General features: G+C 68.4%; 23 protein-coding genes. 18 read left to right on the top strand and 5 right to left on the bottom strand.

Translation table 11 applies throughout. The features are described from left to right. Positions 1-32: 32 nt before the first annotated feature. The 3 genes from AC0662_RS31605 to AC0662_RS31595 all read right to left on the bottom strand — a co-directional run bounded on the left by AC0662_RS31605 (position 33) and on the right by AC0662_RS31595 (position 2,489). Complete coding sequence (locus AC0662_RS31605) at positions 33-797, bottom strand: ABC transporter permease (RefSeq protein WP_452193497.1); 765 nt, start codon at positions 795-797, stop codon at positions 33-35. Beyond that, positions 794-1,786 carry an ATP-binding cassette domain-containing protein gene (locus AC0662_RS31600; RefSeq protein WP_478305209.1) on the bottom strand — a complete coding sequence of 331 codons (993 nt, stop codon included), beginning with the start codon at positions 1,784-1,786 and terminating at the stop codon, positions 794-796. Before AC0662_RS31600 ends, AC0662_RS31605 begins: the two co-directional genes overlap by 4 nt. A 73-nt stretch (positions 1,787-1,859) precedes the next feature. Next, complete coding sequence (locus AC0662_RS31595) at positions 1,860-2,489, bottom strand: PadR family transcriptional regulator (protein ID WP_452193500.1); 630 nt, start codon at positions 2,487-2,489, stop codon at positions 1,860-1,862. A gap of 55 nt (positions 2,490-2,544) precedes the next feature. On the opposite strand from AC0662_RS31595, the gene AC0662_RS31590 reads away from it, so the two are divergent. Next, positions 2,545-3,369, top strand: coding sequence for a GNAT family N-acetyltransferase (locus tag AC0662_RS31590; protein WP_478305207.1), 825 nt, complete (start codon positions 2,545-2,547; stop codon positions 3,367-3,369). Here AC0662_RS31590 and AC0662_RS31585 read toward each other — a convergent pair. Both AC0662_RS31585 and AC0662_RS31580 read right to left on the bottom strand, forming a co-directional pair. After that, positions 3,362-3,982 (bottom strand): MBL fold metallo-hydrolase, encoded by a 621-nt coding sequence (locus AC0662_RS31585; RefSeq protein WP_478305205.1) that lies wholly within the window; start codon positions 3,980-3,982, stop codon positions 3,362-3,364. The genes AC0662_RS31590 and AC0662_RS31585 overlap by 8 nt on opposite strands. Next, positions 3,982-5,244 carry an isochorismate synthase gene (locus AC0662_RS31580; protein WP_478305203.1) on the bottom strand — a complete coding sequence of 421 codons (1,263 nt, stop codon included), beginning with the start codon at positions 5,242-5,244 and terminating at the stop codon, positions 3,982-3,984. Before AC0662_RS31580 ends, AC0662_RS31585 begins: the two co-directional genes overlap by 1 nt. A gap of 142 nt (positions 5,245-5,386) precedes the next feature. Here AC0662_RS31580 and AC0662_RS31575 point away from each other — a divergent pair, with 142 nt between their 5' ends. The 17 genes from AC0662_RS31575 (at position 5,387) to AC0662_RS31495 (ending at position 24,135) form a co-directional block, all read left to right on the top strand. Beyond that, entirely contained in the window at positions 5,387-6,085 is a 699-nt protein-coding gene (locus AC0662_RS31575; protein WP_478305201.1) for a demethylmenaquinone methyltransferase, read from the top strand. 173 nt (positions 6,086-6,258) lie between these two features. Continuing rightward, positions 6,259-7,572 (top strand): geranylgeranyl reductase family protein, encoded by a 1,314-nt coding sequence (locus tag AC0662_RS31570; protein WP_452193510.1) that lies wholly within the window; start codon positions 6,259-6,261, stop codon positions 7,570-7,572. 115 nt (positions 7,573-7,687) lie between these two features. Beyond that, positions 7,688-8,047 carry an NADH-quinone oxidoreductase subunit A gene (locus AC0662_RS31565; RefSeq protein WP_452193512.1) on the top strand — a complete coding sequence of 120 codons (360 nt, stop codon included), beginning with the start codon at positions 7,688-7,690 and terminating at the stop codon, positions 8,045-8,047. 1 nt (position 8,048) lies between these two features. Further along, positions 8,049-8,603: a NuoB/complex I 20 kDa subunit family protein gene (locus AC0662_RS31560; protein WP_134120407.1), complete on the top strand. Its 555-nt coding sequence runs from the start codon at positions 8,049-8,051 to the stop codon at positions 8,601-8,603. Continuing rightward, positions 8,600-9,295, top strand: coding sequence for an NADH-quinone oxidoreductase subunit C (locus tag AC0662_RS31555; RefSeq protein WP_452193513.1), 696 nt, complete (start codon positions 8,600-8,602; stop codon positions 9,293-9,295). The genes AC0662_RS31560 and AC0662_RS31555 overlap by 4 nt, the downstream gene beginning before the upstream one ends. Continuing rightward, the gene (locus AC0662_RS31550) at positions 9,295-10,632 is read left to right on the top strand and encodes an NADH-quinone oxidoreductase subunit D (protein ID WP_452193514.1); all 1,338 of its coding nucleotides are present in this window, start codon (positions 9,295-9,297) and stop codon (positions 10,630-10,632) included. Before AC0662_RS31555 ends, AC0662_RS31550 begins: the two co-directional genes overlap by 1 nt. Continuing rightward, positions 10,633-11,352 (top strand): NADH-quinone oxidoreductase subunit NuoE, encoded by a 720-nt coding sequence (gene nuoE / locus AC0662_RS31545; protein ID WP_452193515.1) that lies wholly within the window; start codon positions 10,633-10,635, stop codon positions 11,350-11,352. Positions 11,353-11,354: 2 nt separating this feature from the next. Beyond that, positions 11,355-12,665, top strand: a complete 1,311-nt coding sequence (nuoF, locus tag AC0662_RS31540) for an NADH-quinone oxidoreductase subunit NuoF (protein ID WP_452193517.1) — start codon at positions 11,355-11,357, stop codon at positions 12,663-12,665. Next, positions 12,662-15,100 carry an NADH-quinone oxidoreductase subunit G gene (locus AC0662_RS31535; protein ID WP_452193519.1) on the top strand — a complete coding sequence of 813 codons (2,439 nt, stop codon included), beginning with the start codon at positions 12,662-12,664 and terminating at the stop codon, positions 15,098-15,100. The genes nuoF and AC0662_RS31535 overlap by 4 nt, the downstream gene beginning before the upstream one ends. A 76-nt stretch (positions 15,101-15,176) precedes the next feature. Beyond that, a complete protein-coding gene (gene nuoH, locus AC0662_RS31530) occupies positions 15,177-16,493 on the top strand; it encodes an NADH-quinone oxidoreductase subunit NuoH (RefSeq protein WP_478305197.1) in 1,317 nt (438 codons plus the stop codon). Further along, positions 16,486-17,034 carry an NADH-quinone oxidoreductase subunit NuoI gene (nuoI, locus tag AC0662_RS31525; RefSeq protein WP_452193523.1) on the top strand — a complete coding sequence of 183 codons (549 nt, stop codon included), beginning with the start codon at positions 16,486-16,488 and terminating at the stop codon, positions 17,032-17,034. The genes nuoH and nuoI overlap by 8 nt, the downstream gene beginning before the upstream one ends. After that, complete coding sequence (locus AC0662_RS31520) at positions 17,031-17,834, top strand: NADH-quinone oxidoreductase subunit J (RefSeq protein ID WP_452193525.1); 804 nt, start codon at positions 17,031-17,033, stop codon at positions 17,832-17,834. Before nuoI ends, AC0662_RS31520 begins: the two co-directional genes overlap by 4 nt. Next, a complete protein-coding gene (gene nuoK, locus AC0662_RS31515; RefSeq protein ID WP_355678169.1) occupies positions 17,831-18,130 on the top strand; it encodes an NADH-quinone oxidoreductase subunit NuoK in 300 nt (99 codons plus the stop codon). The genes AC0662_RS31520 and nuoK overlap by 4 nt, the downstream gene beginning before the upstream one ends. Positions 18,131-18,141: 11 nt before the next feature. Continuing rightward, positions 18,142-20,010 carry an NADH-quinone oxidoreductase subunit L gene (gene nuoL / locus AC0662_RS31510; RefSeq protein WP_478305195.1) on the top strand — a complete coding sequence of 623 codons (1,869 nt, stop codon included), beginning with the start codon at positions 18,142-18,144 and terminating at the stop codon, positions 20,008-20,010. Then, positions 20,007-21,530, top strand: a complete 1,524-nt coding sequence (locus tag AC0662_RS31505) for an NADH-quinone oxidoreductase subunit M (protein WP_478305193.1) — start codon at positions 20,007-20,009, stop codon at positions 21,528-21,530. The genes nuoL and AC0662_RS31505 overlap by 4 nt, the downstream gene beginning before the upstream one ends. Next, positions 21,527-23,116, top strand: coding sequence for an NADH-quinone oxidoreductase subunit NuoN (gene nuoN / locus AC0662_RS31500; RefSeq protein ID WP_452193530.1), 1,590 nt, complete (start codon positions 21,527-21,529; stop codon positions 23,114-23,116). The genes AC0662_RS31505 and nuoN overlap by 4 nt, the downstream gene beginning before the upstream one ends. Beyond that, the gene (locus AC0662_RS31495) at positions 23,113-24,135 is read left to right on the top strand and encodes a polyprenyl synthetase family protein (protein WP_452193532.1); all 1,023 of its coding nucleotides are present in this window, start codon (positions 23,113-23,115) and stop codon (positions 24,133-24,135) included. Before nuoN ends, AC0662_RS31495 begins: the two co-directional genes overlap by 4 nt. Positions 24,136-24,150 lie beyond the last annotated feature (15 nt).

The raw sequence follows: 24,150 nt of genomic DNA, 5'->3' as shown, positions 1-24,150 counted from the left end.
CGTAGCGAGGCCATGCGACACGACGATGAACACTAGGCAGATTCCTTGCGGAAGGTCCTTGCGCCGACAGCCAGTCCGACGACCGTCAGCAGCACCACCCAGAACAGGCCCCACAGCGACGACGCGCTGCCGATGTCGCCGCGGAACAGGGCCCGGACGCCGTTCACCACGTGCTTCAGCGGGCTGATGTCGGACAGCCGCTGCAGCCAGGTCGGACCGATCTGCATCGGCAGCAGGATGCCGGACAGCAGCAGCAGCGGCATCGCGATGCCGTTCAGCAGCGGGGCCAGCGCGTCCTCGCTCTTGGTGATGAGCGCGACCGAGTACGACAGCGAGGCGAACGTGGCGCCGAGCAGCGCGACGATCACCAGCGACAGCAGTACGCCGCCCCACGGCGCCCGCAGACCGAGCGGGAGCGCGGCGACCAGCAGCAGCACCGACTGGACCACGAGTACGACGACGTCGCGCAGTACCCGCCCGGCCATCAGAGCGATCCGGGATGCCGGCGTCACGCGGTCGGCCTCGATGACGCCCGCGCGGTACTCCGCGATCAGGCCGAAGCCGACGAACATCGCGCCGAACATACCGAGCTGGACGATCAGACCGGGAATGAACACCTGGTAGGCGTTCGTGGTCGTGCCCTGGCTGATCTGGGCGGTGATCGGCTTCAGCAGCGGGCCGAAGAGGAACAGATACATCAGCGGCTGGCTGAGCATCAGGATTGACCACATCGGGTTCCGCAGCGACAGCCGCATCGCGCGGTGGAACACGATCCAGGTCTCGCGCATGACGGTCATGCGACAACCTCTTCCTTCGTCTCGGTGGGGGCGGGGGTGTCCTCGTCGCGCAGCGAGCGGCCGGTCATCGTCAGGAACACGTCGTCCAGGGTCGGACGGTGTACCTCGACACCGTGCAGCTCGATGCCCTGGGCATCGATCGAGCGGAGCAGCGCGGGCAGGATCGAACCGCCGCGCGGGATCCGGAACCCGACCCCATCGCCGTCGGCCTCGATCTCGGCCGCGCCGTCGAGCTCCTGGACGATCTTCATCACCTCCGGCGCCTGGGTCGCGTCGGCGAGGCTGAGCCTGACGGCGTCACCGGAGACCTGCTGCTTGAGGTTGTCCGGCGTCCCGGAGGCGACGATCTTGCCGTGGTCGATGACCAGGATCCGGTCGCAGAGCGCGTCCGCCTCGTCCAGGTAATGGGTGGTGAGGAAGATCGTCGCGCCGCGGTCGCGGAGGCCGCGGATGTGGTCCCACAGGTTCGCCCGGGCCTGCGGGTCGAGACCCGTGGTCGGCTCGTCCAGGAAGATCAGCTTCGGGTTGTGGATCAGGCCCATCACGATGTCCAGCCGGCGCCGCTGGCCGCCCGACAGCGTCTTGCACTGGCGCCGCCACAGTCCGGGCAGGTCCAGTTCCTCGAACAGGCGCTGCCCGTCCGCCGCGGCCTTCGCCTTCGGTACGCCGTACAGCCGCGCGTGGTCGACCACCTCGTCACCGGCGACCGCCTCGGGGAGGGTGGAGCCGCTCTGCGGGACGTACCCGATGCCGCGGCGGACGCCGACCGGGTCCTTCGCGAGATCGCAGCCGACGACGGTCGCGGTCCCCGCGGTCGGGGTGATCAGCGTGGCCAGCATGCGCATCGTGGTGGTCTTGCCGGCCCCGTTCGGGCCGAGAAAGCCGACGATCTCCCCGTCGGCGACATCGAGGTCAACTCCCTGCACGGCCTGCACCGGTCCGCGTTTCGTCTTGAAGGTGCGGACAAGCCCGCGAGCTTCGATCATCATGCGAGACAGTGTGGGTGATCAACTTTGACTAGTCAATCTTGATTAATCACCCTGGGGACATCTCCGGAGGCACTCAGGTGGTGGGTGGATCGGGGATCTCGCCCCAGTGCGTGACCATGCCGGGGTACGGCTTCCAGTCGGCCGGTTCGCCCGCGAACGCGTACGCGCCGTCCCGGATCCGGCCGAGGAAATCCCGGGTCCACCCCAGCTCACCGGTATCCCGGGCAGTGGTGATCCGGAACATCTCGACCACGTGGTTCGGCGTCCCGGGGTCCTCGAGGATCTGGCGCTCGGAGAACGGTTCGGCCTTCAGCCAGGCCTCCAGTTGGGTGATCCGGGCCTCGAGCGCGGCGACGACCTCGTCGCGGCGCAGCGACCACAGGAAGCTCAGCGCGGCCTGCATCTTGTCCGGGTGGAAGCCGTCGACGGTCCACAGCATGCCGCGGAGCAGCGAGAAGTACTCGGTCTCGCCGTCCGTGGTGAGCTTGTACGACGTCCGGCCGGGCCGGTGCACGCCGTCCTGCTCGAGCTCCTGGAGATAGCCGTGCTTGGCGAGCGTGCGCAGCCCGGTGTAGATAGAGCCCGGGTTGATGTTCGCCCACGCCTGCACGTTCCAGGTCATCAGCTCCCGCCGCAGCTGGTACCCGTACGCCGGCTGGAAGATCCGCACGACGCCGAGCAGCAACAACCGCGTGGTGGACATGGTCGCAGTGTAAATCCGGACGACCGTCCGCCCCGTGCAGGCGTACTCTCCGGGCATGGACGTCCGGGTGACCAGTGATCCGCGGAAATTCGAAGAAACCGTGTTCCCTTTCCTGCACAAGGATCCGGTGCTGCACACGATCATCATGAGCAACGTCCACGAGCGCGCGAACGCAATCGCGCGGCCCGAGTCCGAGCCGTCGTACTTCGTCTCCGTGCACGACCCGGACGTGGTCGGTGTCGCGATGCGTACGCCGGGACGCGGGGTGTACCTCGGTGCGCTACCGGCCGACCTCGCGGAGCCGATCGCCGACGCGTACGCCGACGTACTCGGAGAGCTGCCAGCCGTCGCGGGGGACCGCCCGGCCGCGCTGCGATTCGCCCGCCGTTGGTGTGAGCTCCGTGGCGGCCAGGCGACCGAGACGCGCGGTACCCGGCTGCACAAGCTGATCGAGCTCACGCCACTCCTGGCCGACGCCGGAGGCCCGCGGCCGATGCGGGCCGACGAGGTCGACATCGTCGCCGCCTGGGGCAAGGACGGCTTCGCCGAAGAACTGTCCAGCGGCTTCCGCGAATGGGCCGAGCGCCAACTGGAGCGCGAAACGATGTGGATCTGGGAGGCCGGCGGCAAGCCGGTCAGTATGGCCGGCTACCACACGGCCCTCTTCGGCGTCTGCCGCGTCGGCCCGGTCTACACGCCCCCGGAGCACCGGCGGCACGGGTACGCCGGTGCGCTCACCAGCCACGTCAGCGCGCTGATCCTTGCCGACAGCAACCAGGCCTGCCTGTACACGGACCTGGCCAACCCGACGTCCAACAAGATCTACCACCAGGCGGGCTACCGCCCGGTGGCCGACTTCGTCGACGTCGAGTTCAGCTGATCTCGACGGATTCGCCCGGGGTGAGACCCAGGTACGGTCGGTCGTCGGAGTTGAAGAACCGCGGGAACATGCTCAGGCCGATCTGGCTGAGCAGGCCGTCGTGGATGCCGACGAGCTGCTCCGCCCGGACGGACCGGGCGTAGTCGACAGCCGGCGGCAGGGCGAACCACGGGCCCGAGATCGGCACCAGGTTGGTGTGCACCGCACGGTCCGGCTGGGTGAACGAGTCGCCCGGGTGGTAGACGGCGTCGTCGATCAGGAAGCCGATGTTCTCGCACGGCACGCCCCACTCCGGCAGGATCACCGCGTGGTCCTTGCCGTAGGCACTGACCGAGAAGCCGGCCGCCTCGAACGACTGCCCGCCCTCGACCACGTGCACCCGATCGCCCAGGGCGGTCAGCTGCGCGGCGACGCCGGCGTTCGTGTAGACGGGCACGTCGAGGGCCGCGACCCGGTCGACGTCGAGGTGGTCCTGGTGTTCGTGCGTGACCAGGATCGCGTCGGCCTTCTCGAAGGCGGCGTCCTCGCTGAACGCTCCCGGGTCGACGAGCAGCGTCTTCCCGTCCTTCTCCAGCCGGACACAGGCATGCGCGAACTTCGTGAGCTTCACCATCAGTCTCCCAACGCGTCTCTCATCGGCACCAGCTTGGCGTTCGTCTCGGCCAGTTCGGCGTCCGGGTTCGACCCCGCCACGATGCCGGCGCCGGCGAACAGCCGCACCCGGCGCGGGTCGTCGGGGTCGGCCTGGCCGCAGCGCAGCGCGATGCACCACTCGCCGTCACCCGCCGCGTCCATCCAGCCGACCGGTCCGCTGAACCGGCCGCGCTGCATACCCTCGATCTCACCGATCAGGTCGCGGGCCACCGGGGTCGGCGTACCGCAGACCGCCGCGGACGGGTGCAGGGCGGCGGCCAGTCCGAGGGCCGAGGCGCCGTTGTTCGCGACGCCGGCGACGTCGGTGGCCAGGTGCATCACGTTCGGCAGGTGCAGTACGAACGGGGTCTCCGGGACGTTCATCGACGTACAGTGCGGCTCGAGCGCGTCGGCGACCGAGCGGACCGCGAACTCGTGCTCCTCGAGATCCTTCGAGGACCGTGCCAGCGACGCGGCCAGCGCGAGGTCGTGCGCGTCGTCGCCGGTACGCCGGATCGTGCCGGCCAGTACGCGGGACGTGATCAGGCCCTTCTCCCGGCGGACCAGCAGCTCGGGTGTGGCGCCGATCAGCCCGTCGACGGAGAACGTCCAGCAGTTCGGGTACGCCGTCGCGAGCCGGTGCAGCGGCCAGCGCAGATCGATCGGCTGGTCGGCGATCGCGATCAGGTCGCGGGCCAGCACCACCTTGTCGAGCTCGCCGGCGGTGATCCGCCGGACCGCGTCGGCCACGATGCCGGACCAGTCGGTCCCGGTCCGGGCGCCGTCCGAGAACGCGACGTCGTGCACCGGGGACGGCTCGTGCACCATCAGGTGCGGCGCCGCGGCCAGCGAACTGGCCGGCGAGACCGTGGTCACCCAGGCGGTGTCACCGCGACGGCCGACGATCACCTCGGGAACGACCAGCTCACCCGGGTCCTGGTCGGTGAACCCGAAGGATCCGAAACAGACCAGTCCGGAGCCTGGTACGCCGACCTCGTCGCGGACCACGGCGGCGGCGGTGAGCTCCTGCCACCAGGCCTGGGCCTGCTGAAACCGGTTGCTCCCAGCAACGTCGAGGCGGGCGGCGACGCCCCAGCCGACGTGCCCGTCGGCGCGCCGGACCCAGGCCAGACCGCCGGCGGCCGGCAGATGATCCAGCAGGTCCGCCGAGACTCCCTCGACCGGCTGGCTCCTGATCACCAGGCGGGGAGCCTGGCTGCGGATCGGCTCAGACAAACTCACGGCACCACTCCTCGCTCGCGCTGCGGCCCCGGGTTGCGACGGCCGTCCCCCACCGTGGAGATGCACTCACGAAAGGCAAGGGTATGCCTGCCGGATGTCCAGCGAATTTCGGTGCCACTCCAGCCCGTGATCAACTAGACAGGTGAGCCGTGCCGACTTGACCAAGGATCCGCAGGCGGTAGCCGCCATGTTCGACAACGTGGCGGAGGGGTACGACCGGACCAACGCGGTCGCCACCATGGGGCTGGAGAAGCTCTACTGGCGGCCCGCGACGCTGGCCGAGATCGCCCCCCGGAAGGGTCTGAAGATCCTCGACCTGGCGGCCGGGACCGGGGCGTCGAGCATCAAGTTGCGGGAGGCCGGCGCCGACGTGGTGTCGTGCGACTTCTCGGTCGGCATGCTCACGGTCGGCAAGCGGCGGTACCCCGAGCTCGACCTGATCGCCGGTGACGCGTTGCGGCTGCCGTTCGCCGACGAGACCTTCGACGTGGTGACGATCTCCTGGGCGCTGCGGAACGTGAACGACGTACCGCTCGCGCTGCGGGAGATGCTCCGGGTGACGCGGCCCGGCGGGCGGCTCGTCGTACTGGAGCAGTCGCACCCGACCTGGAAGCCGTTCCGGGTGGTGTACCTGGAGTACATGATGCGGGCGGTGCCGGCGGTGGCGAAGGTGGTGTCGACCAACCCGGAGGCGTACGAGTACCTGGCGGAGTCGACCCGCGCCTGGCTGCCGCAGGAGCCGCTGGCCCGGGCGCTCGAGGACGCCGGCTGGAACCGGGTGCAGTGGCGGAACCTGACCGGTGGTCTGGTGGCCATCCACCGCGGCGTGAAGCCGCGCTAAGGGAAAACGGGCCCAGTTAATTACGCAACGGAATTTAAGCGTAAATCGCTTGCCAACAAGGGCGTTGGGGCGAGTTTCGTGTCCACGTCAGGCAGTCCTAGACTGTCGGGTGTAGAGGCTTCGTGAATCACTTCACGAGCGCACACGCCCCCAACTTCCAGGCCGGGAAAGAGATGAGCCAGAGCGTGCCGAGCGGGCAGCAGGCGGAGACCGCCGATGTGATCGTCGTCGGCGCCGGACCGGCCGGATCGGCCGCGGCGTACCACCTGGCGAACGCCGGTCTCGACGTCCTGCTGCTGGAGAAGACCGCCTTCCCGCGGGAGAAGGTCTGCGGCGACGGGCTCACCCCGCGCGGCACCAAGCAGCTCATCAACATGGGCATCGACATCTCCGAGGACGCCGGCTGGATCCGCAACTACGGCCTCCGCATCCAGGGCGCCGGGCACCAGTTGCAGCTCGACTGGCCGGACCTGTCCAGCCACCCGAACTACGGCCTGACCCGGAACCGGATGGACTTCGACGACATGCTCGCCCGGCAGGCCGTGAAGGCCGGGGCGCGGCTGCGCGAGCGGACCAACGTCAGCGGCCCGGTCCTGGACGACCGCGGCCACATCGTCGGCGTCACCGCGAAGCCGGTCGACGACAACGGCCGGCGGGCCGGCGACGACGTCGAGTTCCGGGCGCCCCTGGTGATGGCGGCCGACGGCAACTCGTCCCGGCTGAGCATCGCCATGGGGCTGCACAAGCGTGACGACCGCCCGATGGGCGTCGCCGTCCGGACGTACTTCACCAGCCCGCGGACCAACGACGACTACCTCGAGTCCTGGCTGGAGCTGTGGGCCGACGACCCCAAGGAGCCGGGCCAGCAGGTCCTGCTCCCCGGGTACGGCTGGATCTTCGGGATGGGCGACGGCACGGTCAACGTCGGCCTCGGCATCCTGAACACCTCTGACGCGTTCGGCAAGGTCGACTACGCCGACCTGCTGAAGGCGTGGCTGAAGAACACGCCGGAGGAGTGGCAGTTCCGCGACGAGTTCCAGACCATCCCGATCCGCGGGGCGGCGCTGCCGATGGGCTTCAACCGGCAGCCGCACTACACCCGCGGCCTGATGCTGCTCGGCGACGCCGGCGGCATGGTCAACCCGTTCAACGGCGAGGGCATCCCGTACGCGATGGAGTCCGGGGCGTTCGCCGCCGAGGTCGCCGCCCAGGCGCTGCGTCGGCAGCCGAACCAGCGGGAGCGCGCGCTGTCGGCGTACCCGAAGGCGCTGAAGCAGGAGTACGGCGGCTACTACACACTCGGCCGGATCTTCGTGAAGCTGATCGGAAATCCGGAGGTGATGCGGCTGTGCACCAAGTACGGTCTGCCGCGCACCACGCTGATGAAGTTCACCCTGAAGTTGCTTGCGAACCTCACCGACCCGCGCGACGGGGACGTGATGGACAAGATCATCAACGGCCTCACCAAGCTCGCCCCCGCGGCCTGACCGGCGGGGCGAGTGAGCTGAGCCACAGCGGTACTGATAACACAGTCCTGGTAACGGGACTGTCCTGAAAGACACGACACACAAGACCACCGGCTGAAGGAGGGAGCACGCAGCGATGCACCCCTACACACCGATTCTCGCTCTGGCAGTGCTCGCGGCGCTCTTCGTAGCGGGCAGCATCGCCGTGAGTGCACTGGTCGGCCCGAAGCGGTACAACCGGGCCAGGCTGGACTCGTACGAGTGCGGTATCGAGCCGACTCCGCAGCCGGTCGGCGGTGGACGCTTCCCGGTGAAGTACTACATCACCGCGATGCTGTTCATCGTGTTCGACATCGAGATCATCTTCCTCTACCCGTGGGCGGTCGCGTTCGACCAGATGGCCCTGTTCGGGCTGGTCGAGATGGTCATCTTCATCGTCACCGTCTTCGTCGCGTACGCCTACGTGTGGCGCCGCGGCGGACTGGAGTGGGACTGACATGGGTCTTGAGGAACAGCTTCCGGCCGGCGTCCTGCTGAGCACCGTCGAAGGACTGCTCGGCTACATGCGTAAGGCCTCGTTGTGGCCGGCAACCTTCGGGCTGGCCTGCTGCGCCATCGAGATGATGACCACCGGCGCCCCGCGGTACGACGCCGCGCGGTTCGGCATGGAGGTCTTCCGGGCTTCGCCGCGGCAGGCCGACCTGATGATCGTGGCCGGCCGGGTGAGCCAGAAGATGGCTCCGGTGCTGCGCCAGATCTACGACCAGATGCCCGGCCCGAAGTGGGTGCTGGCGATGGGCGTCTGCGCGTCCTCGGGCGGCATGTTCAACAACTACGCCGTCGTGCAGGGCGTGGATCACGTCGTACCCGTCGACATGTACCTGCCCGGCTGTCCGCCGCGGCCGGAGATGCTGCTGGACGCCTTCCTGAAGATCCACGACCAGATCCAGCACATGAAGCTCGGCGCGCACAAGAAGGCGCTGCAGACCGAGCAGGAGGCCGCGGCCCTGACCGCCGCGCCGACGATCGAGATGAAGGGTCTGCTGCGGTGAGCGACTCCGAAAATCTTCCGGTTACCCCGGACGAGGCGCAGGTCTCGCGGCCGGAGGTCATCGAGGAGCGCGAGGGCATGTTCGGTGTCCGCGGCACCGGCGACACCTCTGGGTTCGGCGGTCTGAAGCGCGACGTCGTCCTGCCCGGCGCGACCCCGAAGCCGTACGGCGGCTGGTTCGACGGCGCCACCGAGCGCCTCGAGGGGCTCGTCGGTGACGGCGCGATCGAGAAGGTCGTCGTCGACCGCGGCGAGCTGACGCTGCACATCCAGCGCGAGAAGCTGGTCGAGGTCTGCCAGCACCTGCGCGACGACGAGGCGCTGCGGTTCGAGTTCTGCTCGGGCGTCAGCGGGGTGCACTACCCGCACGAGACCGGCCGCGAACTGCACGCCGTCTACCACTTCCTGTCGATCACCCACAACCGCCGGATCCGGCTGGAGGTGTCGGCGCCCGACGGCGACCCGCACATCCCGTCGATCGTCTCGGTCTACCCGGCCAACGACTGGCACGAGCGCGAGACCTGGGACTTCTTCGGCATCATCTTCGACGGACACCCGGCGCTGACCCGGATCCAGATGCCCGACGACTGGCCGGGTCACCCGCAGCGCAAGGACTACCCGCTCGGCGGTATCGACGTCGAGTACAAGGGCGCTGTCATCCCACCGCCCGACACGCGGAGGTCGTACAACTGATGACCACTACAGACCCTTACGCGACCACTCGGGACACCACCGAGGGCAAGGTCTTCACCGTCACCGGCCAGGACTGGGACTCGGTCGTGGCCGGCCTCGGCGAGGAGCCGGAAGAGCGCGTCGTCGTCAACATGGGCCCGCAGCACCCGTCCACGCACGGCGTGCTCCGGCTGATCCTGGAGCTCGACGGTGAGACGGTCACCGAGGCCCGCTGCGGCATCGGTTACCTGCACACCGGTATCGAGAAGAACATGGAGTTCCGCTCCTGGACGCAGGGCGTCACGTTCGTCACCCGGATGGACTACCTGTCGCCGTTCTACAACGAGGCGGCGTACTGCCTGGCCGTCGAGCGGCTGCTCGGGATCGAGGACGAGATCCCGGAGAAGGCCAACGTCATGCGGGTGCTCCTGATGGAGCTCAACCGGATCAGCAGCCACCTGGTCTGTATCGCCACCGGCGGTATGGAGATCGGCGCGCTGACCGTGATGACGATCGGCTTCCGCGAGCGTGAGAAGACCCTGGACCTGTTCGAGCTGATCACCGGGCTGCGGATGAACCACGCGTTCATCCGGCCGGGCGGCGTCGCGCAGGACCTGCCGCCGGGTGCGCTGGACTCGATCCGCGAGTACATCACCTGGATGAACAAGCACCTCCCGGAGTACGCCGAGCTCTGCAACGCGAACCCGATCTTCAAGCACCGGCTCGGCAACGTCGGGTACCTCGACCTGGCCGGCTGCATGGCGCTCGGGATCTCCGGCCCGACGGTGCGCTCGACCGGCTACGCGCTGGACCTGCGCAAGTCCCAGCCGTACTGCGGCTACGAGACCTACGACTTCGACGTCCCCACCTGGGACAGCTCGGACTCGTACGGACGCTTCCGGGTCCGGCTGCAGGAGATGCACGAGTCGCTGAAGATCATCGAGCAGTGCGTCAGCCGGCTGGAGAAGATGGAAGGCCAGCCGGTGATGGTGGCCGACAAGAAGATCGGCTGGCCGAGCCAGCTGGCCGTCGGCGCCGACGGGATGGGCAACTCGCTCGACCACATCAAGCACATCATGGGCGAGTCGATGGAAGCGCTGATCCATCACTTCAAGCTGGTCACGGAGGGCTTCCGGGTGCCGGCCGGGCAGGCCTACGTGGCGATCGAGTCGCCGCGTGGCGAACTCGGTGCGCACGTCGTCTCCGACGGCGGCACCAAGCCGTTCCGGGTGCACTTCCGTGACCCGTCCTTCGCAAACCTGCAGGCGATGCCGATCATGTGCGAGGGCGGCCAGGTCGCCGACGTGATCGTCGCCGTCGCCAGCCTTGACCCGGTGATGGGTGGAGTGGACCGCTAAATGGCCGAGAACCACACGACTTCTACCGACAAGACGGTGCCCTACAGCACCGGCGACTCGAAGATCACCGAGACCACGATCGCAGAGATGCGCGAGCTGGCCGCCCGGTACCCGGTCGGCCGGTCCGCGCTGCTGCCGATGCTGCACCTGGTGCAGTCGGTCGAGGGCCGGGTCACCCCGGAGGGCATCGAAGCCTGCGCCGAGGTGCTCGGGCTGACCGGCGCCGAGGTGTCGGCGGTGGCCACCTTCTACACGATGTACAAGCGCCGCCCGGTCGGTGACTACCACGTCGGCGTCTGCACCAACACGCTGTGCGCGGTGATGGGTGGCGACCTGATCTTCGAGCGGCTCAAGCAGCACCTCGACGTCGGGAACGACGAGACCACCGAGGACGGCAAGATCACCCTCGAGCACCTCGAGTGCAACGCCGCCTGCGACTACGCGCCGGTGATGATGGTGAACTGGGAGTTCTTCGACGACATGACGCCGGAGAGCGCCACCCAGCTGGTCGACGACCTGCGGGACGGCACCGAGGTGAAGTCGCCGCGCGGTGCGACGATCTGCACCTGGCGCGAGGCCGAGCGGGTGCTCGCCGGATACCCGGACGGCCGCGCCGACGAGGGCCCGACCGGTGGCAAGGCCTCGCTGGCCGGCCTCCGCCTGGCCCGCGAGCGCAACTGGTCGGCCCCGAACGGCTCCGAGACCCCGAAGGAGGGCTGACCATGACCGACGTGCTGACCCCGGTGCTGTCCGACAACTGGGACCAGATCAACGCCTGGCAGCTGGCCTCGTACCAGCGCACCGGCGGGTACGACGCCCTGCGCAAGGCGCTCACCATGCAGCCGGCCGATGTCGTTGCCACGGTCAAGGACTCGGGACTGCGCGGCCGTGGCGGCGCGGGCTTCCCGACCGGCATGAAGTGGTCCTTCATCCCGCAGGACAACCCGAAGCCGAAGTACCTGGTCGTGAACGCGGACGAGTCCGAGCCGGGTACCTGCAAGGACATCCCGCTGATGATGGCTTCGCCGCACACGCTGGTCGAGGGCGTCATCATCGCGTCCTACGCGATCCGCGCGTCCGCGGCGTTCATCTATGTCCGCGGTGAGGTCCTGCACGTGATCCGCCGGCTGCAGCAGGCGGTCCAGGAAGCCAAGGACGCCGGCTACATCGGCCAGAACATCCTCGGCAGCGGCTACGACCTGGACGTGATCGTGCACGCCGGCGCCGGCGCCTACATCTGCGGCGAGGAGACGGCGCTGCTGGACTCGCTGGAAGGTCGTCGCGGTCAACCTCGGCTGCGTCCTCCGTTCCCCGCGGTCGCGGGCTTGTACGGCTGCCCCACTGTCATCAACAACGTCGAGTCGATCGCATCCGTTCCCGTGATCATCAAGAACGGTGCGGACTGGTTCGGTTCGATGGGCACCGAGAAGTCCAAGGGCATGACGCTGTACTCGCTGTCCGGGCACGTCACCCGCCCGGGGCAGTACGAGGCCCCGATGGGTATCACGCTGCGCGAGCTGATCGATCTGGCCGGCGGTGTCCGCGCGGGCCACGAGCTGAAGTTCTGGACGCCTGGTGGTTCGTCGACGCCGCTGCTGACCGCGGAGCACCTCGACGTACCGCTGGACTACGAGGGTGTCGGCTCGGTCGGTTCGATGCTCGGGACGAAGGCGCTGCAGATCTTCGACGACACGGTCTGCGTCGTGCGTTCGGTGCTGCGCTGGACCGAGTTCTACAAGCACGAGTCCTGCGGCAAGTGCACCCCGTGCCGTGAGGGCACCTGGTGGCTGGTGCAGATCCTCGAGCGCCTCGAGCGCGGTCAGGGCACCGAAGAGGACCTGGCCACCCTGCTGGACCTGTGCGAGAACATCACCGGCCGCTCGTTCTGCGCGCTGGCCGACGGTGCGACCGCGCCGATCAGCAGCTCGATCCGGCACTTCAAGGACGAGTACCTGGCGCACTTCGAGAACGGCGGCTGCCCGTTCGACCCGATGGCAAGCACTGTCTTCGCGACTGCTGGAGCTAGCGCATGACGATCCAAGCGAACCCGCCGGCCTCCACGGAGGTGGAGCGCACCGACCTGGTGACCGTGACCATCGACGACATCGAGGTCAAGGTTCCGAAGGGCACCCTGCTGATCCGCGCCGCGGAGCAGATCGGGACCCAGATCCCGCGGTTCTGCGACCACCCGCTGCTCGACCCGGTCGGCGCCTGCCGGCAGTGCCTGGTCGAGATCACCGACGCCGGGAACGGCCGCGGGATGCCGAAACCGCAGGCCTCCTGCACGATCACCGTCGCCGACGGCATGGTGGTCCGGACCCAGGTGAGCTCGCCGGTGGCCGAGAAGGCTCAGCGCGGGCAGATGGAATTCCTGCTGATCAACCACCCGCTGGACTGCCCGGTCTGCGACAAGGGCGGCGAGTGCCCGCTGCAGAACCAGGCGATGACCAACGGCGGCGGCGAGTCCCGGTTCCACGAGTCGCACGGCATCAAGCGGACCTACCCGAAGCCGATCAACATCTCGGCCGAGGTGCTGCTGGACCGCGAGCGCTGCATCCTCTGCGCGCGCTGCACCCGCTTCTCCGAGCAGATCGCCGGTGACCCGTTCATCGCGCTGATCGAGCGGGGCGCGCTGCAGCAGGTCGGCATCTACGAGAAGGAGCCCTTCGAGAGCTACTTCTCCGGCAACACCATCCAGATCTGCCCGGTCGGTGCGCTGACGAGTGCGGCGTACCGCTTCCGCTCGCGGCCGTTCGACCTGGTGTCGGTGCCGTCGGTGGCCGAGCACGACTCGTCCGGTGCGGCGATCCGGGTCGACTACCGGCGCGGCAAGGTCATGCGCCGGCTGTCCGGTGACGACCCGCAGGTCAACGAGGAGTGGATCTCCGACAAGGACCGCTTCGCGTTCCAGTACGCGACCACCGGTGACCGGCTGACGCACCCGATGATCCGCGAGAACGGCGAGCTGCGGCCGGCGTCCTGGCCGGAGGCGCTGACCTTCACGGCGGAGAAGCTGACCGCGGCCCGCGGCAACGCTGCGGTGCTGACCGGTGGCCGGCTGCCGCTCGAGGACGCCTACGCGTACTCGAAGTTCGCCCGGGTCGCCCTGGGCAGCAACGACATCGACTTCCGGGCCCGCCCGCACTCCGCGGAGGAGGCGGACTTCCTCGCCGCCGCGGTGGCCGGCGCCGGCCTGGGTACGACGTTCGCGGATCTCGAGAAGGCCGACTCGGTGCTGTTCGCCGGGTTCGAGCCCGAGGAGGAGTCGCCGTCGGTGTTCCTCCGGGTCCGCAAGGGCGTGAAGAACCACGGCACCAAGGTGTTCACGATCGCGGCGTACGCATCCCGCGGTGTGGAGAAGCTGGACGGCGTCGTCGTCCACACTTCGCCGGGCACCGAGGCTGCCGTACTCGGTGATCTGGGGAACGCCGGTGAGGCTGGGGCTGCTGCCCGGGCCGCGCTCGGTGCGGACTCGGTGATCGTCGTCGGCGAGCGGCTCGCGTCGGTGCCGGGTGGGTACTCGGCCGCGCTGCGGCTGGCGCTCGACACCGGTTCTCAGCTGGCCTGGATCCCGCGGCGCGCGGGTGACCGGGCCGCGCTCGAGGCCGGTTGCCTGCCGGGCCTGCTGCCCGGTGGCCGGCTGGTCAGCGACGCGCACGCGCGGGTCGACCTGCAGGCCGCGTGGGGTATCGACAACCTCCCGGGCGAGAACGGCAAGGACCTGACCGAGATTCTGGCGGGTGCCGGTGCGCTGGGTGCGCTGGTCGTCGCGGGTGTCGAGATCGACGACCTGCCGGACCCGGCGGCGGCGCTGGCCGCACTGGCGGCGGCACCGTTCGTGGTCAGCCTCGAGGTCCGCAACTCGCAGGTGACCGAGTACGCCGATGTCGTCTTCCCGGTCGTTCCGACGGTGGAGAAGTCCGGCACCTTCGTGAACTGGGAGGGCCGCGAGCGGCCGTTCCCGGTGGTGCTCAAGGTGCCGACCGCGATGCCGGACGTCCGTGCGCTGGCCGCGCTGGCGCAGGAGATGGGCCACTCGCTCGGCTTCAGCACGCCGGCCGGCGCGAAGCAGGAGTTCGACGAGCTCGGGCGCTGGGACGGCGACCGCGCGCAGGAGCCGACGTACCAGGCTGCTCCGGCGCTCGGGGCGTTCGACTCGACCCGGCTCGCGACCTGGCGGATGCTGATCGACGACAGCCGCGCCTGCGACGGTGAGCCACACCTGACCGCGACCGCGCGCAAGCCGGTCGCCCGGATCTCGCTCACCACCGCGCACCGCGCCGGTGTCGTCGACGGGGACGAGCTGGTGGTCAGCACCGACGCCGGGAGCATCCGGCTGCCGGTGGTGGTCACCCCGATGACCGACAACGTGGTCTGGCTGCCGACCAACTCGGCCGACTCCCACGTCCGCCGGTCGCTGCACGCAGACCATGGCTCGATCGTGACGATCGCCGGAGGGAACTCATGAACGAGCGTAGCGAGTTCATCATCCAAGCCAGCATGCCCGCATCATGCGCGCCCGCAGCGAAGCGAGGACGGGCATGATGGCTTTGGCGGTACCCGACGCAGGGGTCGGTCACGACCCCTGGTGGGTGATCCTCATCAAGGTCCTCTTCATCTTCGTCTTCCTCGTGGTGCTGACACTGTTCAACATCTGGTGGGAGCGCCGGGTGGTCGCGCGGATGCAGCAGCGGATCGGCCCGAACGTGCACGGCCCGCAGGGTCTGCTGCAGTCGCTGGCCGACGGTGTGAAGCTGATGCTGAAGGAAGACCTGATGCCGAAGGGTGTCGACCGGCTGGTCTTCATCCTGGCGCCGGCGATCGTCGCCATCCCGGCCTTCCTCACCTTCGCGGTGATCCCGTTCGGCCCGACGGTGCGGATCCCGTTCACCGACACCTACACCCGGCTGCAGCTCACCGACCTGCCGGTCTCGGTGCTGTACGTGATGGCGGTCGCCTCGATCGGTATCTACGGCATCGTCCTCGGTGGCTGGTCGTCGAACTCGACGTACTCGCTGCTCGGTGGTCTGCGGTCCAGCGCGCAGATGATCTCGTACGAGGTCGCCATGGGCCTGGCCCTGGTGACCGTGTTCCTGTTCGCCGGCTCGATGTCCACCTCGGAGATCGTGGCGGCGCAGTCGCACCAGACCGTGCACTGGTTCGGGGCGTCGATCCCGCTGCCCGGGTGGTACGCGTTCCTGCTCTTCCCGTCGTTCGTGATCTACGTGGTCTCGATGGTCGGCGAGACGAACCGCGCGCCGTTCGACCTGCCCGAGGCCGAGGGCGAGCTGGTGGCCGGCTTCCTGACCGAGTACTCCTCGATCAAGTACGCGATGTTCTTCCTGGCGGAGTACATCAACATGGCGACCGTGTCGGCCCTGGCCACCACGCTGTTCCTGGGCGGCTGGCGGGCTCCGTGGCCGATCTCCCTGTGGGACGGCGCGAACTCGGGCTACTGGCCGGTGCTGTGGTTCATGGGCAAGCTGATGTGCTTCATCTTCTTCTACATCTGGCTGCGCGGAACGCTGCCGCGACTGCGCTACGACCAGTTCATGAAGCTCGGCTGGAAGATCCTGATCCCGATCTCGCTGGCCTGGATCCTGCTGGTCGCCACCGTGCGCGCGGTCGGCCGGGAGACGAACTTCAGCCGGACGACGCTGCTGGTCGCCGCCGCGGTGGTGCTGGTGATCGCGATCGTCACGATGTTCATCCCGCAGAAGCCGAAGGAAGACAACACCGAGGTCGCGGACGGCGAGGAGTTCGACGCCTTCGCCGGCGGCTTCCCGGTGCCCCCACCGCTCGAGAACGTCCCGAGCCGAAGCGAGACCGACAGCCGGAGCAAGGAAGGCAGCCGTGGCTAGTGTCAAAGAGTCCCTCTGGGACCCGGTAGCCGGGTTCGGGGTCACCTTCCGGACGATGTTCCGGAAGGTGTTCACCGAGGAGTACCCGTTCGAGAAGAAGCCGACCGCCCCACGCTTCCACGGCCGGCACCAGCTGAACCGCTGGCCGGACGGGCTCGAGAAGTGTGTCGGCTGCGAGCTGTGCGCGTGGGCCTGCCCCGCGGACGCGATCTACGTCGAGGGCGCGGACAACACCGAGGGCGGCCGGTTCTCGCCGGGCGAGCGGTACGGGCGGGTCTACCAGATCAACTACCTGCGCTGCATCCTCTGCGGTCTGTGCATCGAGGCCTGCCCGACCCGGGCGCTCACCATGACCAACGAGTACGAGCTGGCCGACACCAGCCGCGAGTCCCTCATCTACGAGAAGAAGGACCTGCTGGCGCCGATGCTCCCGGGCATGCAGGAGCCGCCGCACGAGATGCAGCTCGGCGCGACCGAGAAGGACTACTACCTCGGTCTCACCGGCGCGGCCGCACCGGCCGAGGGGAGTGACGCCAAATGATGCCGTTGGTCACCGGCCCGCAGGTCGCGTTCTGGATGCTGGCTCCGGTCATGATCCTGGCCGCGATCGGCATGGTGCTGGTCCGTAAGGCGGTGCACTCGGCACTGCTGCTGGCGACGGTGATGATCTGCCTGGCGGTGCAGTACGCCGCCCAGGACGCACCGTTCCTGTTCGCGGTGCAGATCATCGTCTACACCGGCGCGATCCTGATGCTGTTCCTGTTCGTGCTGATGCTGGTCGGCGTCGACGCGTCCGACTCGCTGGTCGAGACGATCCGCGGGCAGCGACTGCTCGCCGGCATCGCCTTCCTGGGCTTCGGCATCCTGCTGGTCGCCGCGGTCGGCAGCGCGGTCTACGGCAACCCGCTGGGGCTGACCGACGCGCAGCCGGACGGCAACCCGAAGGCGATCGCGGCACTGCTGTTCGGCAAGTACGTCTGGGCGTTCGAGGTCACCTCGGCGCTGCTGATCACCGCGGCGATGGGCGCCATGATGCTGGCCCACCGCGAGCGGCTGACCAAGAAGAAGACGCAGCGCGACCACGCCGAGGAGCGGATCCGCAAGTACGCCGACCAGGGGATCCACCCGGGTCCGCTGCCGACTCCCGGCGTACTGGCCCGGCACAACGCCGTCGACACGCCGGCCCTGCTGCCGGACGGGTCGATCGCGCCGACCTCGGTTTCGCGCGTGCTCCAGGCACGTGGCACCGTGTTCCCCGAAGCCGAAGAGCGTGCGGACGTCGACGAGGTGCGCGAGCTCACCAACGACGGCGAGTACCCGGTTGAGGAGGACGACAAGTGAGTACCGAGCCGTACATCGTGCTCTCGGCGATCCTGTTCAGTATCGGCGCGCTCGGCGTGCTGGTCCGCCGGAACGCGATCGTCGTCTTCATGTGTGTCGAGTTGATGCTGAACGCGACCAACCTCGCGTTCGTCAGCTTCGCCCGCCAGCACGGCAACCTCGACGGCCAGATCGCCGCCTTCTTCGTGATGGTGGTGGCCGCGGCCGAGGTCGTGATCGGGCTGGCGATCATCATGGCCATCTTCCGCACCCGTCGCTCGGCCTCGGTCGACGACGCCAACCTGCTCAAGTACTGAGGTAAGCACCGATGAGTCATGAGCTGACGTGGCTGCTGGTCGCGGTACCGGCGGTGTCCGCGGCGATCCTGCTGCTCGGTGGCAAGGCCACCAACGCGTGGGGTCACCTGCTGGGCACCCTGGCGCCGTTGATCTCCTTCGCCTGCGGCGTCGTGCTGTTCTTCCAGATGCGCGGCCTGTCCGGTGACGAGCGGTCCGAGACGGTCAACCTGTTCGAGTGGTTCTCGGTCGGCCACATCAAGGTCGAGTTCAGTCTGCTGATCGACCCGCTGTCGATCCTGTTCGTGCTGCTGATCACCGGTGTGGGTTCGCTGATCCACATCTACTCGATCGGCTACATGGAGCACGACCCGCGGCGGCGGCGGTTCTTCGGGTACCTGAACCTGTTCGTCGCGGCGATGCTGCTGCTGGTGCTCGCGGCCGACTACCTGCTGGTGTTCGTCGGCTGGGAGGGCGTCGGTCTGGCGTCGTACCTGCTGATCGGGTTCTGGCAGCACAAGAACTCGGCCGCGGTCGCCGCGAAGAAGGCGTTCGTGGTGAACCGGGTCGGTGACATCGGCCTCTCGCTCGCGGTGATGAGCATGTGGGTCGTCTTCGGCTCCTCGGCCTTCAGCACCGTGTTCGCGGGTGCCGACCAGCTGACCAAGACCTGGGCCACGCTGCTCGGCCTGATGCTGCTGCTGGCGGCCTGCGGTAAGTCCGCGCAGGTGCCGCTGCAGTCCTGGCTGCTGGACGCGATGGAAGGCCCGACCCCGGTGTCGGCGCTGATCCACGCGGCGACCATGGTCACCGCCGGCGTCTACCTGGTGGTGCGCTCGGGCGCGATCTACCAGCAGACCGAAGCGGCCTCGACCGCGGTGGTCATCGTCGGTACGGTCACCGCGCTCGCCGGTGCGATCATCGGTTGCGCCAAGGACGACATCAAGAAGGCGCTGGCCGGTTCGACGATGAGCCAGATCGGCTACATGATGCTCGCCGCGGGCCTCGGCCCGGCCGGGTACGTGTTCGCGATCTTCCACCTGCTCACGCACGGTTTCTTCAAGGCGAACATGTTCCTCGGTGCCGGCTCGGTGATGCACGGCACGAACGACGACGTGAACATGCGCCACTACGGTGCCCTGCGGACGCCGATGAAGATCACCTTCGTCACGTTCGCGTTCGGTTACCTGGCGATCCTCGGCATCCCGCCGTGGGCCGGCTTCTTCAGCAAGGACAAGATCATCGAGGCCGCGTTCGCGGACAACACGGTGATCGGTCTGTGCGCGCTGCTCGGCGCCGGTATCACCGCGTTCTACATGACGCGGGTGATGATCATGACGTTCTTCGGCAAGAAGCGCTGGGCCGAGGACGTGCACCCGCACGAGTCGCCGAAGCTGATGACCTGGCCGCTGATCATCCTGGCCGCGCTGTCGCTGGCCGGCGGTGCGCTGTACTTCGCCGGGCACTGGATCGTGAACTGGCTCGAGCCGGTGGTCGGCCACGAAGAGGCGCACGCGCCGGTGAGCGCCGTGGTGATGACGATCATCACCCTCGCGGTGGTCGCCGTCGGAATCGCGATCTCGGTGCTGATGTACCGCCGGGAGGTGCCGCGCGAGGCGCCGGCCGGTTCGCCGATCACCAAGTTCGCGCGTCGTGACCTGTACGGCGACGCGCTGAACGAGGCGGTCTTCATGCGCCCGGGGCAGTACCTGACCCGGACGCTGGTCTGGCTCGACAACCGGGGCATCGACGGCCTGGTCAACGGGCTGGCCGCACTGTTCGGCGGTCTGTCCGGCCGGCTCCGCCGGGTCCAGACGGGCTTCGTCCGTTCGTACGCACTCAGCATGGTCTTCGGCGCCGCATTCGTGGTCGTCGCCCTCCTCGCGGTGAGGTTGTCGTGAACATCGGTTGGCTGACCCTGTTACTGCTCCTGCCGTTCGTCGGGGCCATCGCGACGATGCTGGTGCCGAAGGCGAAGGCGCTGACGGCCAAGCAGGTCGCGCTCGGGTTCTCGCTCGTGACGCTGGTGCTGGCCGCGATCATCGCGATCGGCTACCACCGCAACGGTCCCGAGGACTACTCGGTGACGCACACCTGGATCAAGGCCTTCGGCGCGCACTACGCGCTCGGCCTCGACGGTGTCGGTGTGGTCCTGGTGGTGCTCACCGCGCTGCTGTCGCCGATCGTGATCATCGCGTCCTGGAACGACGCGCAGCACGGCCGCTGGTCGGAGAAGTCCTTCTTCGCCTGGATCCTCGGCCTCGAGGCGCTGTCGATCGGCGTGTTCTCCGCGACCGACGTGTTCCTGTTCTACGTGCTGTTCGAGGCCACGCTGATCCCGATGTACTTCCTGATCGGTGGATTCGGCGGCCCGCAGCGTTCGTACGCCGCGGTGAAGTTCCTGCTGTACTCGCTGCTCGGCGGTCTGCTGATGCTGGCGTCGGTCGTCGGCCTGTACGTCGTCTCGGCCAAGCAGGGCGCACCGTCGTACCTGCTGAGCGACATGATGAAGCTGGACATGAGCCAGAACACCGAGCGCTGGCTGTTCCTCGGGTTCATGTTCGCGTTCGCGGTGAAGGCGCCGATGGTGCCGTTCCACACCTGGCTGCCGGACGCGGCCGGTGAGGCGACGCCGGGGACGTCGGTGCTGCTGGTCGGCATCCTGGACAAGATCGGCACCTTCGGGATGATCCGGTTCTGCCTGGGCCTGTTCCCGAACGCGTCCCAGTGGGCCACCCCGGTGGTCCTGGTGCTGGCGCTGGTCTCGGTCCTGTACGGCGCCCTGCTGGCGATCGGCCAGACCGACATCAAGCGGTTGATCGCGTACACCTCGATCTCGCACTTCGGCTTCATCGTGATGGGTATCTTCGCGCTGACGTCGCAGGGCCTGACCGGATCGACGCTGTACATGTTCAACCACGGTCTCTCCACCGCGGCACTGTTCCTGGTGGCCGGCTACCTGGTCTCCCGGCGCGGGTCCGCGCGGATCGCCGACTACGGCGGGGTGGAGAAAGTCGCACCGGTGCTCGCCGGGACGTTCCTGTTCGCCGGCCTGTCCAGCCTGGCGCTGCCGGGGCTGTCGCCGTTCATCTCCGAGTTCATGGTGCTGGCCGGGACGTTCAGCAAGCACCGGGTGATCGCGGTGATCGCGGTGCTCGGTATCGTGCTGGCCGCGCTGTACATCCTGCTGATGTACCAACGCACGATGACCGGCCCGGTCCGCGACGGGATCGAGAAGCTCAAGGACCTGAACAAGCGTGAGATCTTCGCGATCGCACCGCTGGTCGTCCTGATCATCGGGCTCGGGATCTTCCCGAAGCCGATCGTCGACATCATCAAGCCGGCGGTCGACGCGACCATGCAGCATGTGGGCGTCACCGACCCGGCCCCGGAGATCCCCGCGACGGAGGGACAGAAGTGAGCGCGTTGTTGCTGCCGTTGGCGGATTTCACAGCGCCGAAGATCGAGTACAACGAGCTGTCGCCGTTGCTCGTGCTCTTCGCGGCGGCGTGTATCGGCGTGCTGGTCGAGGCGTTCCTGCCGCGGCAGCTGCGGCACCTGGTGCAGCTGGCGATCGCCGTGGTCGCGATCGTCGCGGCCGGCATCCTGACCGGCATCCTGATCGACGGTAAGAAGGAACTGATCGCCGCCCAGGGTGCGATCGCGGTCGACGGACCGGCGCTGTTCACCTGGATCATCCTGCTGGCGCTGACGCTGATCAGCGTGCTGCTGTTCGCCGAGCGTTCGGTCGACGGTGGCCTGTCGGCGTTCGCCGGCCAGGCGGCCGCCGTACCGGGCTCCGAGGCCGAGCGCGAGGGTACGGCGGCGCGCATCGAGCACACCGAGATCTTCCCGCTGACGCTGTTCGCGGTCGGCGGCATGATGCTGTTCGCGGCGTCGAACGACCTGCTGGTGCTGTTCGTCGCGCTCGAGGTCTTCTCGCTGCCGCTGTACCTGCTCTGCGGGCTGGCGCGCCGCCGCCGGCTGATCTCGCAGGAAGCCGCGATGAAGTACTTCCTGCTCGGCGCCTTCTCCTCGGCGTTCCTGCTGTTCGGCATCGCGCTGCTCTACGGGTACTCCGGCACGATGTCGCTGGGCGGGATCTCGGACGCGCTGGCCACGCAGACCGGTGGCGACACGATCCTGCTGGCCGGAACCGGTCTGCTGGGTGTCGGCCTGCTGTTCAAGGTGGGCGCCGTACCGTTCCACTCCTGGACGCCGGACGTGTACCAGGGTGCGCCGACGCCGGTCACCGGGTTCATGGCGGCCTGCACCAAGATCGCCGCGTTCGTCGGTCTGATGCGGGTCTTCTACGTCGCCCTCGGCGGCACCCGCTGGGACTGGGCGCCGATGATGTGGATCGTCGCGATCCTCACCATGGTGGTCGGTTCGATCGTGGCGATCACCCAGTCGGACGTGAAGCGGATGCTGGCCTACTCGTCGATCGCGCACGCGGGCTTCCTGCTGACCGCGTTCGTCGGCCTGTCGCAGGTGAGCAGCGGCAACCACAACGGGATCACCTCGACCCAGGCGGTGCTGTTCTACCTGGTCTCGTACGGCTTCCCGACGATCGGCGCGTTCGCGGTCGTGACGCTGGTCCGCGACGCGGGTGGCGAGGCGACGCACCTGTCCCGCTGGGCGGGTCTGGGCAAGAAGTCGCCGCTGCTGGCGGGGATCTTCGCGTTCTTCCTGCTGTCCTTCGCCGGCATCCCGCTGACCGCGGGCTTCACCGGCAAGTGGGCGGTCTTCAGCGCGGCCTGGTCGGGTGGCGCGTGGCCGCTGGTCGTGGTCGCGGTGCTGTCCAGCCTGGTCGCCGCGTTCTTCTACGTCCGCGTGATCGTGCTGATGTTCTTCTCCGACCTGCCGGCCGACTCGCCGGACGTGGCCCTGCCGGGATGGCAGACCACGAGCGCCGTGGCGCTGGGTCTCGCCGCCACTGTCGTCCTCGGTCTGGTCCCCGGACCGGTGCTGGACCTGGCGGCCCGAGCTGGTGAGTTCATCCGTTGAGTCCGACCCCGCTGCCGGCCGAGAGCCTGGGATTCGAGTTCGCCGATGCGGCGCTCGAGTCCCGGGTTCGTGCTGGGCTGGAGGCCGTCGAGCAGGCGCTGCGTGACTCCACCCAGTCCGAGGCGCCGTTCGTCACGGCCGCCGCCCAGAACGTCATGTTCGTCGGTGGCAAGCGGTTCCGGCCGATGCTGGTGATGCTGGCGGCCGAGTTCGGTCCGGAGCCGGCCTCTCCGGAGGTCGTGACGGCCGCGGCGGTCGTCGAGCTGACGCACGTCGCGACGCTGCACCACGACGACGTGATGGACGAGGCGGCGCTGCGCCGTGGCTCGGCGACGGCGAACGCCCGCTGGGACAACTCGATCGCGATCCTGTCCGGCGACTGGCTGTTCGCCCGCGCCTCGGACCTGGTCGCCGATCTCGGCCCGGAGGCGGTCCGGATCCAGGCCCGCACGTTCGGCCGGCTGGTCGAGGGTCAGATCCGCGAGACCCTCGGCGTCGGCGAAGGCCAGGACCCGCTCGAGCACTACCTGTCGGTGATCGCCGACAAGACCGGTTCGCTGTTCGCGACGTCCGTCCACTTCGGCGCCCGCTTCGCCGGTGCCTCGGTGGAGATCCAGGAGTCGCTGCGGACGTTCGCCGAGGAGATCGGCGTGGCCTTCCAGCTCGCCGACGACATCCTCGACATCGCCTCGGAGTCCGACCAGTCCGGCAAGACCCCGGGCACCGACCTCCGCGAGGGCGTACCGACACTTCCGGTGCTGATCTTCCGCGCCCAGGCGGACCCGGCGGACCCCGCCGACGCCCGTCTGCTGGAGCTGCTGGACTCCGATCTGTCCGACGACGCCCGGTTATCCGAGACACTGGAGCTGCTCCGCTCGCACGCCGCGTTCCGCCAGGCCGAGGACGACGTACGCCGCCGCGCGGCCGACGCCCGCAAGCTCCTGGCCAGCCTGCCCGACGGCCCCGGCCGCCAGGCCCTCGACGCCCTCTGCGATCTGGTGGCTGCCCGCAGCGTCTGACGCGAGGTCTGTCCG

Source organism: Kribbella sp. NPDC043289, from assembly GCF_056436705.1.
The sequence above is the reverse complement of the archived record's forward strand: the minus strand, read 5'-3'. Positions and strand labels throughout refer to the sequence as shown.

What these genes read in the sequence shown, in the direction of transcription:
- AC0662_RS31605 (WP_452193497.1), bottom strand. Translation starts at nt 797, where the DNA reads ATGACCGTCATGCGCGAGACCTGGATCGTGTTCCACCGCGCGATGCGG.
- AC0662_RS31600 (WP_478305209.1), bottom strand. Translation starts at nt 1,786, where the DNA reads ATGATGATCGAAGCTCGCGGGCTTGTCCGCACCTTCAAGACGAAACGC.
- AC0662_RS31595 (WP_452193500.1), bottom strand. Translation starts at nt 2,489, where the DNA reads ATGTCCACCACGCGGTTGTTGCTGCTCGGCGTCGTGCGGATCTTCCAG.
- AC0662_RS31590 (WP_478305207.1), top strand. Translation starts at nt 2,545, where the DNA reads ATGGACGTCCGGGTGACCAGTGATCCGCGGAAATTCGAAGAAACCGTG.
- AC0662_RS31585 (WP_478305205.1), bottom strand. Translation starts at nt 3,982, where the DNA reads ATGGTGAAGCTCACGAAGTTCGCGCATGCCTGTGTCCGGCTGGAGAAG.
- AC0662_RS31570 (WP_452193510.1), top strand. Translation starts at nt 6,259, where the DNA reads ATGAGCCAGAGCGTGCCGAGCGGGCAGCAGGCGGAGACCGCCGATGTG.
- AC0662_RS31565 (WP_452193512.1), top strand. Translation starts at nt 7,688, where the DNA reads ATGCACCCCTACACACCGATTCTCGCTCTGGCAGTGCTCGCGGCGCTC.
- AC0662_RS31560 (WP_134120407.1), top strand. Translation starts at nt 8,049, where the DNA reads ATGGGTCTTGAGGAACAGCTTCCGGCCGGCGTCCTGCTGAGCACCGTC.
- AC0662_RS31550 (WP_452193514.1), top strand. Translation starts at nt 9,295, where the DNA reads ATGACCACTACAGACCCTTACGCGACCACTCGGGACACCACCGAGGGC.
- nuoE (WP_452193515.1), top strand. Translation starts at nt 10,633, where the DNA reads ATGGCCGAGAACCACACGACTTCTACCGACAAGACGGTGCCCTACAGC.
- nuoF (WP_452193517.1), top strand. Translation starts at nt 11,355, where the DNA reads ATGACCGACGTGCTGACCCCGGTGCTGTCCGACAACTGGGACCAGATC.
- AC0662_RS31535 (WP_452193519.1), top strand. Translation starts at nt 12,662, where the DNA reads ATGACGATCCAAGCGAACCCGCCGGCCTCCACGGAGGTGGAGCGCACC.
- nuoH (WP_478305197.1), top strand. Translation starts at nt 15,177, where the DNA reads ATGGCTTTGGCGGTACCCGACGCAGGGGTCGGTCACGACCCCTGGTGG.
- AC0662_RS31520 (WP_452193525.1), top strand. Translation starts at nt 17,031, where the DNA reads ATGATGCCGTTGGTCACCGGCCCGCAGGTCGCGTTCTGGATGCTGGCT.
- nuoL (WP_478305195.1), top strand. Translation starts at nt 18,142, where the DNA reads ATGAGTCATGAGCTGACGTGGCTGCTGGTCGCGGTACCGGCGGTGTCC.